Source organism: Candidatus Proelusimicrobium excrementi, from assembly GCF_937881865.1.
GTDB classification, from domain to species: Bacteria; Elusimicrobiota; Elusimicrobia; order Elusimicrobiales; family Elusimicrobiaceae; genus Proelusimicrobium; species Proelusimicrobium excrementi.
The window spans coordinates 14480-29288 of record NZ_CALGEO010000119.1 but is presented as its reverse complement, the minus strand read 5'-3'; the positions used below and the strand labels follow the sequence as shown (position 1 = coordinate 29288).

General features: G+C 45.0%; 12 protein-coding genes and 1 tRNA gene. 3 read left to right on the top strand and 10 right to left on the bottom strand.

Annotation, left to right across the window (positions count from 1 at the left end; translation table 11 throughout):
• Positions 1–2406 (top strand): valine--tRNA ligase (locus tag ACQY26_RS05695; RefSeq protein ID WP_428048182.1); only part of this gene is annotated, 2406 nt, incomplete at its 5' end.
• A 38-nt stretch (positions 2407–2444) separates the two neighbouring features.
• Complete coding sequence (gene rdgB / locus ACQY26_RS05690; RefSeq protein WP_428048181.1) at positions 2445–3050, top strand: RdgB/HAM1 family non-canonical purine NTP pyrophosphatase; 606 nt, start codon at positions 2445–2447, stop codon at positions 3048–3050.
• A gap of 62 nt (positions 3051–3112) precedes the next feature.
• Here rdgB and ACQY26_RS05685 read toward each other — a convergent pair whose 3' ends face one another.
• The 10 genes from ACQY26_RS05685 to ACQY26_RS05640 all read right to left on the bottom strand — a co-directional run bounded on the left by ACQY26_RS05685 (position 3113) and on the right by ACQY26_RS05640 (position 13854).
• Complete coding sequence (locus ACQY26_RS05685; RefSeq protein ID WP_428048180.1) at positions 3113–3757, bottom strand: outer membrane beta-barrel protein; 645 nt, start codon at positions 3755–3757, stop codon at positions 3113–3115.
• A gap of 721 nt (positions 3758–4478) precedes the next feature.
• The gene (locus ACQY26_RS05680) at positions 4479–4967 is read right to left on the bottom strand and encodes a hypothetical protein (protein ID WP_428048179.1); all 489 of its coding nucleotides are present in this window, start codon (positions 4965–4967) and stop codon (positions 4479–4481) included.
• A gap of 18 nt (positions 4968–4985) precedes the next feature.
• Complete coding sequence (locus ACQY26_RS05675; RefSeq protein WP_428048178.1) at positions 4986–5639, bottom strand: hypothetical protein; 654 nt, start codon at positions 5637–5639, stop codon at positions 4986–4988.
• Entirely contained in the window at positions 5636–6322 is a 687-nt protein-coding gene (locus ACQY26_RS05670) for an FKBP-type peptidyl-prolyl cis-trans isomerase (RefSeq protein ID WP_428048177.1), read from the bottom strand. Before ACQY26_RS05670 ends, ACQY26_RS05675 begins: the two co-directional genes overlap by 4 nt.
• 11 nt (positions 6323–6333) lie before the next feature.
• Positions 6334–7260, bottom strand: a complete 927-nt coding sequence (locus ACQY26_RS05665; RefSeq protein WP_428048176.1) for a hypothetical protein — start codon at positions 7258–7260, stop codon at positions 6334–6336.
• Between the two features lie 9 nt (positions 7261–7269).
• The gene (locus ACQY26_RS05660) at positions 7270–8580 is read right to left on the bottom strand and encodes a hypothetical protein (RefSeq protein WP_428048175.1); all 1311 of its coding nucleotides are present in this window, start codon (positions 8578–8580) and stop codon (positions 7270–7272) included.
• A gap of 5 nt (positions 8581–8585) precedes the next feature.
• Positions 8586–9179, bottom strand: coding sequence for a penicillin-binding protein activator LpoB (gene lpoB, locus ACQY26_RS05655; protein WP_428048174.1), 594 nt, complete (start codon positions 9177–9179; stop codon positions 8586–8588).
• Positions 9180–9376: 197 nt separating this feature from the next.
• A tRNA-Ala gene (locus ACQY26_RS05650) sits at positions 9377–9452 on the bottom strand.
• A 134-nt stretch (positions 9453–9586) separates the two neighbouring features.
• Complete coding sequence (locus tag ACQY26_RS05645; protein WP_428048173.1) at positions 9587–10327, bottom strand: metallophosphoesterase family protein; 741 nt, start codon at positions 10325–10327, stop codon at positions 9587–9589.
• Positions 10328–10377: 50 nt separating this feature from the next.
• Positions 10378–13854 carry an AAA family ATPase gene (locus tag ACQY26_RS05640; protein ID WP_428048172.1) on the bottom strand — a complete coding sequence of 1159 codons (3477 nt, stop codon included), beginning with the start codon at positions 13852–13854 and terminating at the stop codon, positions 10378–10380.
• Positions 13855–13973: 119 nt separating this feature from the next.
• On the opposite strand from ACQY26_RS05640, the gene ACQY26_RS05635 reads away from it, so the two are divergent.
• Positions 13974–14738, top strand: a complete 765-nt coding sequence (locus tag ACQY26_RS05635) for a hypothetical protein (RefSeq protein WP_428048171.1) — start codon at positions 13974–13976, stop codon at positions 14736–14738.
• Positions 14739–14809 lie beyond the last annotated feature (71 nt).

Here is a 14809-nt window from a genome sequence, read left to right as displayed (position 1 = left end):
TCCCGCCACGATTTGGGCAGGGAAAAATTCGTGCAGACTGTATGGGATTGGTACAAGGAATGCGGCAACGCCATTTATAATCAATTTGAAAAAATGGGCTGGGCGCTTGACCAAAGCAATATCCGCTTTACCATGGACGAAGACCGCGCCAAATCCGTTTACGCGAGCTTTAAAAATCTGTGGGACAAAAAATATATTTACCGCGGCAAACGCATGATAAACTGGTGCGTACGCTGTTCGACCGCGCTTTCCGATATTGAAGTGGAACACGAGCAGCACGCGGGCAAACTTTGGCATCTGCATTATAAAATGGAAGACGGCTCCGACGGAATAGTCATAGCGACGACCAGGCCGGAAACCATCTTCGCCGATGCGGCGATAGCCGTCAATCCCAAAGACGACAGATACAAAAACGTTATCGGCAAGAAAGTTCAAATCCCTTTAACGGGCAGGCTGATACCCATAATAGCCGATGAAGCCGTCGAAACAGACTTCGGCACCGGCGCGCTTAAAATTACGCCCGCGCATGACCCGGTGGACTATGAAGTCGGCCAGCGTCACAACCTCGAAATTATTTGCGTAATATCCGATAAAGGCAAGATGATTAATCTGCCGGAAAAATATTTGGGCATGGACAGGGATCTCTGCCGCAAAGAAACCGTTAAAGATTTGGACGCCGCCGGCCTGCTGGTTAAAGAAGAAAAATACAATAACGCCGTAAGCACCTGCTATCGCTGCCACAGCGCGATTGAGCCTTATTTAAGCGAACAATGGTTCGTCAAAATGGACGATTTGGCGAGAAACGCTTTAAAAGCCGTCGAAAACGACGAGGTCAAATTCCACCCCGCAAACTGGAAGGGACCTTTGACGAATTGGCTTAAAAACATTCAGGATTGGTGCATTTCCAGGCAGATTTGGTGGGGCCACAGAATACCCGTTTGGTACTGCCGCCATTGCAGTGAAAAAGGCTTAACTTTTACCACCGACAAACAAGGCAAAGAACAGCTTTCCAAAGTTTCTTTTGAAGACGGCGCAAAACCGATAGTTTCCTTCACCAAGCCGGTCTGCCCGCATTGCTCAAGCCATGACACCGTGCAGGACCCGGACGTTTTGGATACTTGGTTTTCCTCGGCTTTATGGCCGATGTCCGTCTTCGGCTGGCCGGAACAAACCAAAGACCTTAAATATTATTACCCCACAAGCATACTTGTAACCGGGTATGAAATTATTTATCTTTGGGTAGCCAGAATGATAATGATGGGCCTTGAATTTGAAGGCAAAGTTCCCTTTAAAGACGTGCTGTTAAACGGCATAGTAAGGGATAAAACGGGCAAGAAAATGTCCAAATCTTTGGGCAACGTCGTTGACCCGCTGGATTTAACGCAGAAATACGGCGCGGACGCAGTAAGGTTTTCCCTGCTGTCACAGTCGGTGCTCGGCAAAGATATCCCTTACGGCGAAGAAAGCATTATCGGCGCAAGGAATTTCTGCAACAAAATTTACAATGCTTCGCGCTTTATTCAAATGAACGGCGAAGGGATTGAGGGCCCGCTTCAGCTGCCGACCAACCCGAAAGAACTTTGCGACCGCTGGATAATTTCGCGCTACAACGGCGCAATGAAGCAGGCTGCGGACGAGATTAAAAAATATAATATGGCCGCCGCCGCGGATACCTTATATCACTTTCTGTGGGGCGACTTCTGCGATTGGTATATTGAGCTTGCCAAACAACGCTTTGAAGGCGAAGGACGCAAGGAAGTTATTTCAATATTGATAAATATTCTTTACGGCACTTTGAAAGCTTTGCACCCGATGATGCCCTTTATCACGGAAGAAATAGCAATGAGCCTTAAAAAATATATAAAAGGCCATAAAGAATTTTTAATAGAGGAAGACTACCCCGCCTTTAACCCCGCGCTTGAAGATAAAACCGCCGAAGCCGAAATGGCGCTTTTGCAGGGCGTAACCGGGCAGATAAGGACGATAAGAGCCCAGTTCAACGTGCCGCCCGGGCTTAAGATTAAAGTTCTTTTAAATACCCCGGACGAGAAAGATTTGGCCGTAATCAGGAAATATCAAAACTATATTACCAGTATGGCCAAGATTGAAACCCTGCAAACCGGCTCCGACATTGCAAAACCCAAACAAACGGCGACTGGCGTTTACGGAACCGCGACTGTTTATATCCCCTTGGAAGGCCTTATTGATTTTGATAAGGAAAAAGCCCGCTTGGATAAGGAACTGGCCGTAATTGAAAACGGCATAAACAACCGCAAGAGAATGCTCGGGAACGAAAACTTCGTAAAGAACGCTCCCAAGGAGCAGGTAGAAAAAGCAAAAGGCGAACTTGACCAAATGCTGTTAAAAGCGCAGCAAATCAAAGCCGCCAAGGAAGACTTAAATTAAACATTTTCCCCGCCTTTTTAGGCGGGGATTTTTAACTTATGAAAATACTTTTAGCCACCCACAATAAACATAAAATCGCCGAGCTGTTAAAGATATTGCCGCAAACAAACAATAAAGGCGAAGAGATAATTTATCTTTCTTTTGCGGATTTTCCTTTGCTCCCAGAGCCGGAAGAAGCGGGCTCCACCCTTAAGGAAAACGCCGCCTTAAAAGCCGCCTACGGTTTGCGGAAAACAGGCATTATCAGCCTGGCCGATGACACCGGCCTTACCGTTGACGCTTTAAACGGCGCGCCCGGCGTGCACAGCGCGCGCTACGCATACCCCGACAGGGCCGACTATCCGGCAAACAACGAAAAGCTTTTAAAAGAGCTTTCCCCTTTTAAAAAAGAACAAAGAAGCGCAAGCTTTACCACGTCGGCAGCTTTGGCTCTGCCCGGCGGAGAAATCATATTTAAAGAAGGTAAAGTGAAAGGGTTTATCACGCAGGAATATAAAGGCGAAAACGGTTTTGGATATGACCCGCTTTTCTTTGTAACGGAAGCGGGCAAAACCATGGCGGAAATGACTGCGGAAGAAAAAAACAAAATCAGCCACCGTTTCCGCGCTTTTAAACAAATGGCGGAAATAATCAAAACTTTATAAAACGTCCCCGCGCCTAAAACGGCGCGGGGATAATATTCTGCGCTTTCACGAACCGTTTTCCGTCAAAAATAATATCTTGCGGCTAATGCGCCGTTAAAACCGCTCCTGTCGGAAAAATATAATTTGTAACTATGCCCGTTCACATTATATATTTTATCCAAAACGCCGGACTTAGTAATATATTTGATATCAAATCCTAAGCCGATATGTTCGCTGATACGATATTCCGTACCGGCGACGATATGAAAAACCCCTTTCCATTTATCAAGCTTATTATTTTCCGAAACTTTAAAATCACTTTGAATCATAGTCAAACCGCATCCAATGGTAAAAGCTAATTTTCCAACGCCTTGGTCATATTTATAATAAGCGGTAATAGGCAGCATAAAAGTATTTTCCGTAACTTTTTCATCTAAAACCTTATAAGTATTTTTGCCGTATTGTTCAAAGCCGAACTTTAAACCTATTTTATGCTCTTCATACTCTCTGTCATTGCCTAAAAAATCAAGCCTGAGATTATGTTCATAAAAAGCTTCCGCGCCCACAAAATAATCCCTTGTTGATACGCTGCCGCCGTATGCATTATTGCCATCATACATGGTTTGAGGAGTATTCCCCCCGACACCCGTTTTAATCCCTAAGCCGTATCCGGCATATGCGGAAACGGAAAAAGCTGATATTACTATCGCAAAAAATATTTTTTTCATTCAGAGCTCCTTTCGAAATATTAAATTTTGACACATTCCTAAGAGATTAAATCCCCATAATAAAATTTACCCTTAGTAGTACAGTATCTTTAATATCTCAATGTAAAAAATTTATCAAAAAAAAAATAAGTCAACTGTTTTTATTTTTCATGGCCCGCCACGACGTACGACACGGCGCAAATAATGGGAAAAGGAATATTAAAAGACAGATAGGTAAAACGTAGGTCAGGCTTGGCCTGACGTAAATAAGGAAATTCCCGTCAGGTAAAACCAGACCTACTTTAATTAGCAAAAAAGTTATGAAACCATTTTGCGACCGGATATGTATAGATATAGAAATGTAAAGAAGAAAGTTTTTTAAAATAAGAACAAATAATTAGAAAGTTAGGAACAAATCAACAAGACTGAAAGAGTAAAAGATTTCAGCGTGAGATAGCACAAGCGGCGTGATTTTTCAGATTTGAGGGAAACTGGTAGCCGTGAGCATGAAACTTAACACAAGTTAATAGTGTGAGAGAACTTAACCGGCGTGGGGTTTCGAATTTGAGCCGAATTTGCGTTTTTAAGGAAGGAGGTATACTAAGTATGATGCCGGCCAAAGGCGGAGCAGTATCCAAGTGAGTAAAAAAACAAAATTTGCCTAAATATTAAAATCTGTTAGCCGAGAGCGCGCAACATAACACGAGTCAAATTAAAAAGCCCTCCTTTCGGAGGGCTCTTCTTATTTAGCTATCAAATAGTCTATATCACTATCGCCGCTTATCTTCTTCCTCGCTTTTTCAAACAGGCCGCTTTCCTTGGCGTGCTGCATAAAGCTGTTCCACTCGTCATCGGTAAAGCCGTATTTCTGTTTTATATACTTTGAGGCGACTTCCTCATAATCCTTGGCGCTGGGATTGCTCTTTCTGTAGTCATTCTCGATAAGAGTATATTCCTCGGCGATTTCCAGCATGACTTCTTCATCGCTTTTTTCTTCAGCGGGCTTTTCCTGTGTGGCTTCGGCGGCCGGTTTATTATTTTCCCCGGAGGGCGTATTATTCGTCTTCTCGCCTTTGTTCAAAATCATAAAAATAGAAAGAATCACTGTAAACAGCACAAGCGAAGTCAGCGCGATATTAATCCAAGAAGCGAAATCTTTCTCCGCCAACAAATCTTTAACTGCATATAAAACCAAAACAAGAATTATTATTACGGCTATAAAAACACCCATGTTTTATTCTCCTGTAAGTCATTGACCTTTACTTTTGGCCGGAGCCGATCCGCCTTGGGCGGCTTGGGCCTTCTTAAAAGCATCATCGGCCATTTGCATTAATTTAGGGTTCTTACTATATTGAAGCAAAATTTTTTGCATTTGTGGATTATTTAATACTTTTTCCATCATTTCTTCCGGCGAAAGCGGCCTGTTAAGATCGTCTTCGCCCATAGCTTTTTGCATATCGGCCATAAACTGTTTTAAAAGAGGATCCTGTACGTTTACGCCGAAATCCCCCCGCAGTTCTTCCTTATTTTTAAATTCTTCCTGATTTATCGACGCCCGCTCCGCCGCGCCGGAATTTATATAAGCCTCCTGCTCTTTGGCCAAAGCCGGCAAATCTATCTGACCGCCGAAAAAAGGCTTTTGCATTTGCTTTTCCGGCACGTAAGCTTCCTGCCCTTCCACGGCTATTACCATACGGTTAGGCATTTGGGAGAAATCTTCCGCCGGCACTCCGCCGCCGTCGACAAAAGGATAATAAGTTTCCTCTTCTTCAAGAGTTTCGCCCTCCGCGGCTTTATCCGGCGGGAACCAAACGCTTTGTATCCGCCGCGCCGCAAGCACCGCTATTATAACGGCAAGAGAAAAGGCTATTATCCCTATATATATTTTTGATTTTAAGTTCATTTATCTATAACGTCCAACAATTCAACGTCGAAAATTAACAAAGAACCGGGCTGTATCGGGCCCGCCTGAGCATTGCCGTAGGCCGTATCGGGCGGGCAGTACAAAGTGGCTTTGGAGCCGGCCTTCATTTCCTGAAGGGCGGAAGTCCAGCAAGGTATCACGCCGTTAAGCGGGAACTCCGCCGGTTTGCCTCTTTTAATTGAACTGTCAAATTCAGTGCCGTCAAGCAGTTTGCCTTCATAATGCACTTTTACCAAACTTGAGGCTTTGGGCGTTTTGCCTTTGCCTTTTTTGGTTATTCTCATTACGACACCGTTTGATAAAGCTTGGTTCTTTTTGTCATTTTTGGCTTCTTTCAAAAATTCGTCCTGCTCAATTTTGCGCTTGTTGATTACGGCGGTGGTGTCGTCGCGGTATCTCTTTTCCACAAGCGGTTTGTAATCTTCCAAATTAGTTTGGGAATTTCTGTTTAAAAGCGCGTCCCTAAGCCCTTGCGACACGGCTTTAAAATCGTCCTCGCTGTTTAAAAGGAGATTGTTTTTAAGGTTCTCGCCAAGCAAATATCCCAGCGAGTACAAAACCTTCTCCCCGGAAGCGTCCGCCGCGGCGGAAGAAGACTGTTCCTGCGCGAAAACAGGCAAAACCAATACGGCTAAAAGAGGCAAAAGTAAAAATTTCTTCATTAGTTAAACTCCTATTTCTTCTGTATATAATCTATAAGTTTGCTTTTAATTACGGGAGCGCATTTTTTGCCGGCAGCAACCAAACTGCGCCTTTTGGCTTCTTCGCCGCGGGCGGAACCGACTCTTTCCGTTTCGCTGAAAGTGGCGAAAATTCCTTTCGTTTCCATATCTTTCAAAGCGACCGTGGCGGTGGCGGTGCTCCAAAACAGTCCGTCCAGCGTAGAGGAGGCGTATTTGTCTATCTGCGTATTCATGGCAAGTTCTATGTCATAAACCTGAAGGTTCTCGCCCACGCCGAAGCCGAGCTCGTTTAAAGCGTCAATAAGATAGGTTTTTACGGTTATATCGTCCGCGCCGGTAATGACGGCGTTGACTTTTATATCGTAAAAAGTTTTATTGTAAATGCTTTTATAGGAATATAAATCTTCCTCGTTATAAGCCGAACCGTCAAAAGAAATTCTGCGGTATTCGCCGTCGAGCTTTTCCCTTTTGGCGAGAAGAGCGGGCATTTCAACCGCGTATTTAAGCTTTACGAATTTATCACTCTCCCCGGCTATTTTGGCGGCCATATTGTTAAGCTGCCCGTCTATGGGGGCGTAATAAGGCTTTATTATTTCAAGCGAGGGTTCCCTTTCCAATGCGGCTATGGCGTAATATCTTTTGTTCTGTCTGTTCTTCCACCACTGCACGGCTTTTATTTGGGATATTATATTATCCCGCCTGATTTGGGCGGCCTCATCCTGGGGAAGCCCCTCAAACAATTTGGAAAGTTCCGCCACGGCGGCTTCCTTGGCGTCTTTTTTAGTTTGGCCGGAGGCTATTTTCGTCAGATATTTATCCGCCGGGTACTTGGCTATTTTCTCATTTAATATATTTCTGTTGGAAGCGCAAGCCGCAAACAATACGGCCGCGCATAAAAGAAAAGCGAGTCTTTTCATTTGTTCTCCTTATTTTGAAGTCCTGTTATATAAATAGGTTCTCTTCCCTTTTATAATTTGTACATTTTCAAAGACATACTCGTCAATAGTCTGTCCGCTGCCGTTCATGAACCTGATTTTGATATCATGCACGCCCGGCGGCAAGAATAAACTGGCCATTCTTATTTCCGCCGGAAGAGTAAACCAGGAGCGCGTGTCGGCCTTTTCCGTAACATTGGAAAATATGCTGAACAAAGAACCTATCAAAAAGCCGGCGTCTTCCCCAATGTTCTTTTCGGCTATGTGCCGGGCCTGAACGCTAAGTATGTATTTTGTTACGGCGCGCGTTACGCTGCGGGTAAACAGAGCGGCTTTATCCTGCTTTAAATTCTGTTTTGCCTGCCACGCGATATCGCTTACAAGCTGGGTTCTTACGGCGGGGGCGCCCTCTGCGGAAACTTCGGAATATTTTATATCGTAAGGAACGTCGGCATATTCCGGGAAGCTTACCGTTATGGAATTGCCGAACGCGCCCGCGTAAACGGCGTTTATAAGCCCTTGGCTTGTACCGGCCAAATCGCTGTTGCCTTCCACGGCGAACCAGATATCATCCCAAGCCAGCATAATACTGTTGGAAATTTTTACGGGCACTTTGCCGTTGTAGTGGAAAATTACGGCTTCGCCTTTATCCCGGTAATTATACGGAAGCGGGAAATAAGGCATTGACGCGGAAGAGTAAGCCTGCCTTTCATAAGCGTTTTTGGCGTTGGCGCGCGCTATTCTCGCATCGGAGATTTTACCGTTGTCTTCATAAATCATACTGGAAAAATACTGAACGAAAGCGTCGTCGTTATAAAGATCTTTCGGTTTTGCTTCGCGGTTTTTATCCAGCATGAATACGGCGGCGTTGGCTTCCACCAAGGCTTCCCTCGGGCTGCCCAGCGAAAGGTAATCCGCCGCGCGGTAAAAATACATTAAAGATCGTTCAAACAAAGGCGGAACATAAGGGGTTGTATTATCGTTTATTATCAGCGTGCCCATTGCCGCGCTGACGCTTCTGGTAAAAAGTTCTTCGGTGATATCGCCCGCATTGGTAAGGGAGCTTAGGCTTGCGCGGGAATCGTAACGCGCGCCCTGCTGGGTGCTTAAATCTAAATAATATAGTACGGCGTTTTTGGAACCGTAAGTTTTCTTTCTGTTTTCTTCTATTATCTTTTCGGCCTTTTCAAATTGGCCTGCGTCCATTTTGGAAAGGATGTCCTTTTTATAGCGCAAAGAAGGCCCGGCGCACGCAGTTAATACGCCTATGGCAATTATTAAAAGTGCAAGCCGGGCTTTCATAAGATTTATAATTTAAGCGATTTCTTTGCTACATATTTTTTGATTTGTTTTTGGCCGTTCCAAAGTATTTTATTGGTTTCTATATTGATAAGTTTTAAGTTTACCTGATAAAACACTACGGATTTTCTGCCTTCCTGATCCACTATGGAGCTGAGTACGCCGCTTAACATATAATCCGCACCGACTTCCTGCCCAAAGGCTTTCCTGGTGGCTTCGGAGGCGTATTCATCCTGCTCGAGCCTTTCCTGGCGGATTTCCCCGCGTTCAGAAGAGCTGGCCACGAACTCCACTTTGCCGCTGTTGATCAAAGCTCTTTGAAGTTCCTCAATAAAAGCGCCGGTATTGATATGCTCCATGGTGTCATTGTTTACGGTGCCGACTATTACAACCGGCTCTTTGCCTCTGGATTCCCTTAAAGCTTTGGCGTACCAAGCGCCGTTAAGGCACTCCTGAATCATGGTTTCCGCGACAAGACGGGAATCGGTGTCGTTCCATTTGCCGCTTAAATCTTTAGTGGTGTTCACGTCCATACGTTCAACCTTTGTGCCGCAAGCCAGCAAAAGAGGAAGAACAAAAAACGCGATTAAAAGTTTTTTCATCGTATCTCCTTAATAAAAATGACATATATTTTATTTTCCTACTTAATGGGAAGCTTGTCAAGGATAAAAATAAAGTGAGAAAATGTTCCGAACGATATTTGCCCGTACGCAAAATTTTGAGGCGGAAAAACGCATAAACGATAACGCCCTATTCCCTATAAAAAAAGAACCGCCGCAAAAGCGGCGGTTTCTAAATCTGGTGGACCTGAACGGGATCGAACCGATGACCTCCTGCATGCCATGCAGGCGCTCTCCCAGCTGAGCTACAGGCCCGTACATATATACTAACAAATATATTTTTTAAATGCAACAGTAATTTAAAAAACTTTTAAATCAAATCTCTTTTACCGGCAAAATACCTTATGCTTAAGAGCACTCTTTTGCCTGCGCGGGATTGGCGGCAAAAATCACTTCCCCTGTTTAAGACGAGTGGAAAGTATCGTCGGCAAACCGCGGCTTTCTATTTTATCCTGCACGGCTTTTATATCATAGGGCAAACGTATAAGGCGGAAAGTTTGCTCCTTTGAATCAAAAATACCGAAAGAAGCCTTTTCGTTAGTATCGCGCGGCTGGCCTATGGAGCCGGGGTTTATCATATATCTTATTCCGGGCAGCAATTTTAAAGTAACGTCGGAACCCAAAAACAAATCTATCTGCGGCATATGATTGCTTTTATAACTCATAATAAAAGGAACGTGGCTGTGCCCCACAAAACACAAATTGCCTTTCCATTTATCCAAGTTAAGAACAAACTGCTCCGCGGTAAGAAGATAATCCCTAAAAGGATCCAGGAAAGAACCGTGCACCATGGAAAAATCTTTCCCGTGATATTCCTTTGCGAAAGTTTTTATAAACTCCTGGGATTTTTGGCTCAGCTGCTTTGCCGTATAAAGCATGGACTGTTTTGCGTAATCGCTGAACCAGTTGAAGAAATCTTCCCGAAAAAGGCTCATATCGTGATTGCCCATAACGGCGATTAAATTCTTAAGTTTCATCAGGCGCTGGCAGCATTCTTCCGGATCGGGGCCGTAGCCTATAAGATCGCCGCAAAAAGCGTATCCGTCCACGCCGATTTCGTCGACCTTCCGCAAAACGACGTCCAGCGCTTCGTAATTAGAATGTATATCCGAAAGTACGGCGTATTTCATACTGCTCCTATTAGACTTTATTTTATCCGTTCCGTCAATACGCGCGCCGATTATTCCGACGCGGCGGCCACCAGCCTTCTGGTGCGGGCGTCCTGATCTTTCAAGTTAAGCGAAAGAACTTTGGAAACGCCGCTTTCCTCCATAGTTACGCCGTATAACATTTGGGCCGCTTCCATGGTGCGCTTGTTATGCGTTACCACTATAAATTGAGTCTTCTTGGAAAATTCCTTTATAAGGCCGGTAAATCTTTCCACGTTCGCTTCGTCGAGAGGGGCGTCGGCTTCGTCCAAAATGCAGAAAGGCGAAGGATTATGCGTGAAGAAAGCGAACAGCAGCGAAACCACCGTAAGGGCCTTTTCCCCGCCGGAAAGCGCGGAAATGTTCAAAAGTTTTTTGCCCGGCGGCTGAACGATTATTTCTATGCCAGTTTCAAGCAGATTTTCCGGGTTGGTCAAAATAAGTTCCGCTTCCCCGCCCACAAACAAGGTTTGGTAAATGTTCTTAAAGTGCGTTCTTACCTGCTCAAAAGTATATTTGAAGTTTTCTCTCGTCGTCGCGTTGATTTTGGTTATGGCCGATTTCAAATCGCGCTTGGCGGAATTTAAATCTTCTATTTGCTTTTTAAGGAAATCGTTGCGCTGGGTAAGAGCGTCGTATTCTTCCGGAGCGGTCATATTTACCGCGCCCATATTTTCGATGCGTTTTCTCATCATTTTGACGCGTTCATAATCAACTTTTACGTCGCCCCATTTCATTTGCGCTTCCTGCTGGGTGATATTCCAGGATTCAAGCAAATTGTTTATGACGGCGGTCTTTTGGCGGCGGTGATTGGAGAGCGTATTTTCCAAATCATGCGCCTTTAAAGTAAGCTCGTTTATCCGCGCTTTACACTTGTTTAAAGAAGTGTTTTTGGCATCGAAATCCGTTTTAATGGAATTTAAATCCCCGCGCATTTTGTTTTCCGCCAGTTCAAGCTGCGCCAAAGTATCGCGCTGGGCGGCAAGCTTGGCTTGGGAGGAAAGCTTTTCCGCTTCCAAAGTTTTTATTCTCTCGCCGGCCTTAAGCAAACTTTCGGCCCTTTTGTTTTGCGCTTCTTTTAAAGATTGCTCTTCGGACGAGGACGTTTTAAGATCAAGCTCCAAATTGTTCTTTTTTATTTTGGCTTCGTATAACTTTGCGTTGGCTTGTTCTATTTCAATCTTCAAAGCCTGCTCTTCCCTTTGCAGAGTTTCGCGTTTGGCGCGGGCGGCTTCCACGTTATTCTTGGCCTGTTCGCAGATTGAAGTCAAATTTGTAAGGCTGAGTTTCATTTGCGCCGCTTTTTCCTTGCGCAAAGCCATGCGCGCGGAAACTTCAGCTTTGTTTTTCGTTATTTGTTCATTGGCTTGTTCAATATCTCTTAATGTGCGTTTGTGCAAAACGGCGTCGTTTTTTAAAGAGTTTAAGGATATGCTCTCTTCCTGATATTTGGCGCGCAGGGTTTTAAGTTCGCTTTCCGTGCGCGTTAAATCCGTATTGGCTAGGTCAAGTTCTTTGTTAAGGGAATCTTCTTCCCGAGAGATTTGTTGCAGCTCTTTTTTGACGGATTCTTCTTCCCCCCAGTAGGCCTCGGGCGATTTAACGCCAGCCGCTCCGCCGGAAATCCAAAAACCGCCGGCCACTTCGCCGCCCTCGGCATTATAAGAAGAACTTATATATTCCACCAAACCCGCAAGTTCGGCCGGATATTCAATAAGCCCGGTTACTGCCGCGCCGTTAACCAGCGATTCGCCCTTAACGGCTTTGGGCACCGAAGACAAAATAATAAATCTGCACCTGGCTTTGCCGTTCTGTTTAAGCAAAGTTATCGCTTTTCGGACGCAGTCCAAATTATCGGCCAAAACGGAATCCAGGAATTTACCTAAGGCCTCTTCTATATTTAAAGAATATTCTTCCTTAAATTTAAGATACTTCCTAAGAGTGCCCCTAATGCCGGCGATACCGCTTTCTTCCACAAGTTTGGTGCCGACCCAGTAGGGATCGTTCTTACCCTGCGTTTGTATCATTTGCATTTTGGCGTTTAAAGAAGCCCTTTTTCCGCGCAAATTGTTGAGGTTTTCTTCCAAAGAACGTATTTTAAGCCTGAGTTCGCTTAAGGCGGTTTCCGCTTTGTTTTGGTTTTCTTTTACGGAAGCCACCAAAGTTTCTTTTTCGCGCAAGACGGCTTCAAGCTTTTCCGTTTCCTTCGCCAGGGCCGAAGCTCTCTCCCGCTGGGACTGCAAAGTCCTTTCCAAACTTATAAGGTTGGCTTCTTCATGGGAGCATGAAGATTCTTCCAAAGCGATTTTGCCGGAAAGCTCCAACTGCTTTTGAGATATTTCCGAAGCTTCCGCAGACGCCCTTTCCACTTGGTTTTGGGCTTCTTTCAACGCCTGTTCATTGGCCGTAACCTGCGCATATTTTTGATTATATCTTTCCTGCAAAGGGGCGTACTCTTCTTCCGCCGTTTTGATTTTGTTTTTAAGCTCTTGCAAAGCCGGGCCCAGTTCCGCCAAACGGGCAAGGCCTACTTCTTTTTCGGCTTCCGCAGTTTTCATCTGCAAAGCCAGTTCGCCGGAAAGATTTTGGCAGTTTTGTATGGCGCCTTCCAAAAGCCCTATTTGGTATTTTGCGGAGGAAATATTCTCGTTAAATTGGCTGAGTTCTTTTTGTTTGTGGGTAAGATTTAAATCCAAGGCGGCCACTTGCCCTTCCAAGGCCGAAACGGAATTGTTGGCGTCTTCGATTTCTTTTAAAATCGGCTCAAGCTGCGCCGCCGCAGTTTGTATTTCCGCGTCATGATTTTTGATATTTTCCAAAGAAAGCGCGATTTCGCTCTCTTTAAGTTCTTCTCTGTACTTTTGATAAAGCCTGGCTTTGCGGGCTTCGCTGTCCAGCTTTTTGATTTGCTCGGCTATAAGCGCCAAAGTGTCGCTGAGGCGCGCTATATCCATATCCACGCGCTCAAGCTTGCGTACGGCTTCTTCCCTTTTGGCTTTGTATTTTGAAACGCCGGCGACTTCTTCAAACATTTCGCGCCTTTGTTCCGGGGTGGATTCCAAAAGCTGATTGACGGAACCTTGGTCGATAATGGCGTAGCCTTCCCCGCCGATGCCGGTATCAAGGAACATTTCCCTGATGTCTTTAAGACGGCATTGCACGCGGTTTAAAAAATATTCGCTTTCTCCGGAGCGGTAAATTTTGCGCGATACGGTAACTTCGTTAAAATCTATCGGAAGTTTTTTGGAGGAGTTGTCAAACACCATATTGACCTGCGCCATATTTAATGGAGGCCTCTTCCTGGTGCCGTTGAAAATTATATCCACCATGGAACTGGAGCGCAGGGACTTCCAGGACATTTCCCCTATCGCCCAGCGCACGGAATCAATTACATTCGATTTGCCGCAGCCGTTCGGCCCGACTATACAGGATACGCCCGGCTCAAAATTAAGCCTTACTTTATCCGCAAAAGATTTGAAACCGATAATTTCTATCGCTTTTAAATACATAACAGTTCCGTAAGAAGAAACAAGGCCTTTGCGGCCCTTTTAGATATAATACTAAATTTTGCTTATTTATTATGATTTTGGCATAATTAAAGCATAATCTTGTTATCAGGAGGAATCAAATGAAAAAAACGCTATTTGCGGCTTTGCTTTTGGCCCTTTTTGCGGCGAACGCTTCAGCCAAAGCCGTAACCAATCCTTTATTTATGCCCGCTCAGGGGCAGATTTTATCGGATACGCTTGCGTCTTTCAATAATACAACCGACGGCGCAAGCAACAAAATCTATTTTGCGAGAGAAGCCCTTTCTTTCGGCCTTACCGACAGGCTTCAAATCGGCGGTTATATAGGATACGCCAAGTCCGACAATTTGGACAGGAAAGATTTTACCAATCCGGGTGTTTTCGCCATATTGAGGCTTTGGAATATCGGCCTTGACGTGGATTTGGGCGGACGCATAGAGTTTGACGCTTTTGACGATTTCAACGAAGGCGGCATGGCGGACGGCACGGACAAATACGGATTTTTCGCGCGCGCCGGCGCGGACTTGGGCATATTCTACTTGGGCGCGATAGGCGGTTTGGACTATTGGGACGGCCTCGGCGCCAGAACAATGAGCCTCGGCAAAGACGAAAAAGTTTATAACGGGGATATCAAAGCTTTTGCGATATTCGACGTTATGGATATAGTCGGCCTCGGCGGGGAAGCGGGATATAGGGCTTATGACATGGGCGGAGAGAACTATTACAAAGGTTATTATCTTACCGCCAGATTGGACGTCAATCCCATACCTTCCAGGATAGGCGTAACGGCTTTCGCCACCTATGAAAATATAGATCATATGGACGAAAATTACACCGCTGGCTTAAACCTCAAACTTGCTATTTAGCCCTTATAAAAACTTTAACCCCCGGCTTATAACGCCGGGGGTTTTTATTTTCTGAAGCGTAAAACAAAAAA

Excerpts from the sequence above, each read along its gene's own strand:
- ACQY26_RS05685 (WP_428048180.1), bottom strand. The coding sequence starts at position 3,757 with ATGAAAAAAATATTTTTTGCGATAGTAATATCAGCTTTTTCCGTTTCC.
- ACQY26_RS05670 (WP_428048177.1), bottom strand. The coding sequence starts at position 6,322 with ATGAAGAAATTTTTACTTTTGCCTCTTTTAGCCGTATTGGTTTTGCCT.
- ACQY26_RS05675 (WP_428048178.1), bottom strand. The coding sequence starts at position 5,639 with ATGAACTTAAAATCAAAAATATATATAGGGATAATAGCCTTTTCTCTT.
- ACQY26_RS05640 (WP_428048172.1), bottom strand. The coding sequence starts at position 13,854 with ATGTATTTAAAAGCGATAGAAATTATCGGTTTCAAATCTTTTGCGGAT.
- ACQY26_RS05645 (WP_428048173.1), bottom strand. The coding sequence starts at position 10,327 with ATGAAATACGCCGTACTTTCGGATATACATTCTAATTACGAAGCGCTG.
- ACQY26_RS05680 (WP_428048179.1), bottom strand. The coding sequence starts at position 4,967 with ATGGGTGTTTTTATAGCCGTAATAATAATTCTTGTTTTGGTTTTATAT.
- rdgB (WP_428048181.1), top strand. The coding sequence starts at position 2,445 with ATGAAAATACTTTTAGCCACCCACAATAAACATAAAATCGCCGAGCTG.
- ACQY26_RS05635 (WP_428048171.1), top strand. The coding sequence starts at position 13,974 with ATGAAAAAAACGCTATTTGCGGCTTTGCTTTTGGCCCTTTTTGCGGCG.
- ACQY26_RS05665 (WP_428048176.1), bottom strand. The coding sequence starts at position 7,260 with ATGAAAAGACTCGCTTTTCTTTTATGCGCGGCCGTATTGTTTGCGGCT.
- ACQY26_RS05660 (WP_428048175.1), bottom strand. The coding sequence starts at position 8,580 with ATGAAAGCCCGGCTTGCACTTTTAATAATTGCCATAGGCGTATTAACT.
- lpoB (WP_428048174.1), bottom strand. The coding sequence starts at position 9,179 with ATGAAAAAACTTTTAATCGCGTTTTTTGTTCTTCCTCTTTTGCTGGCT.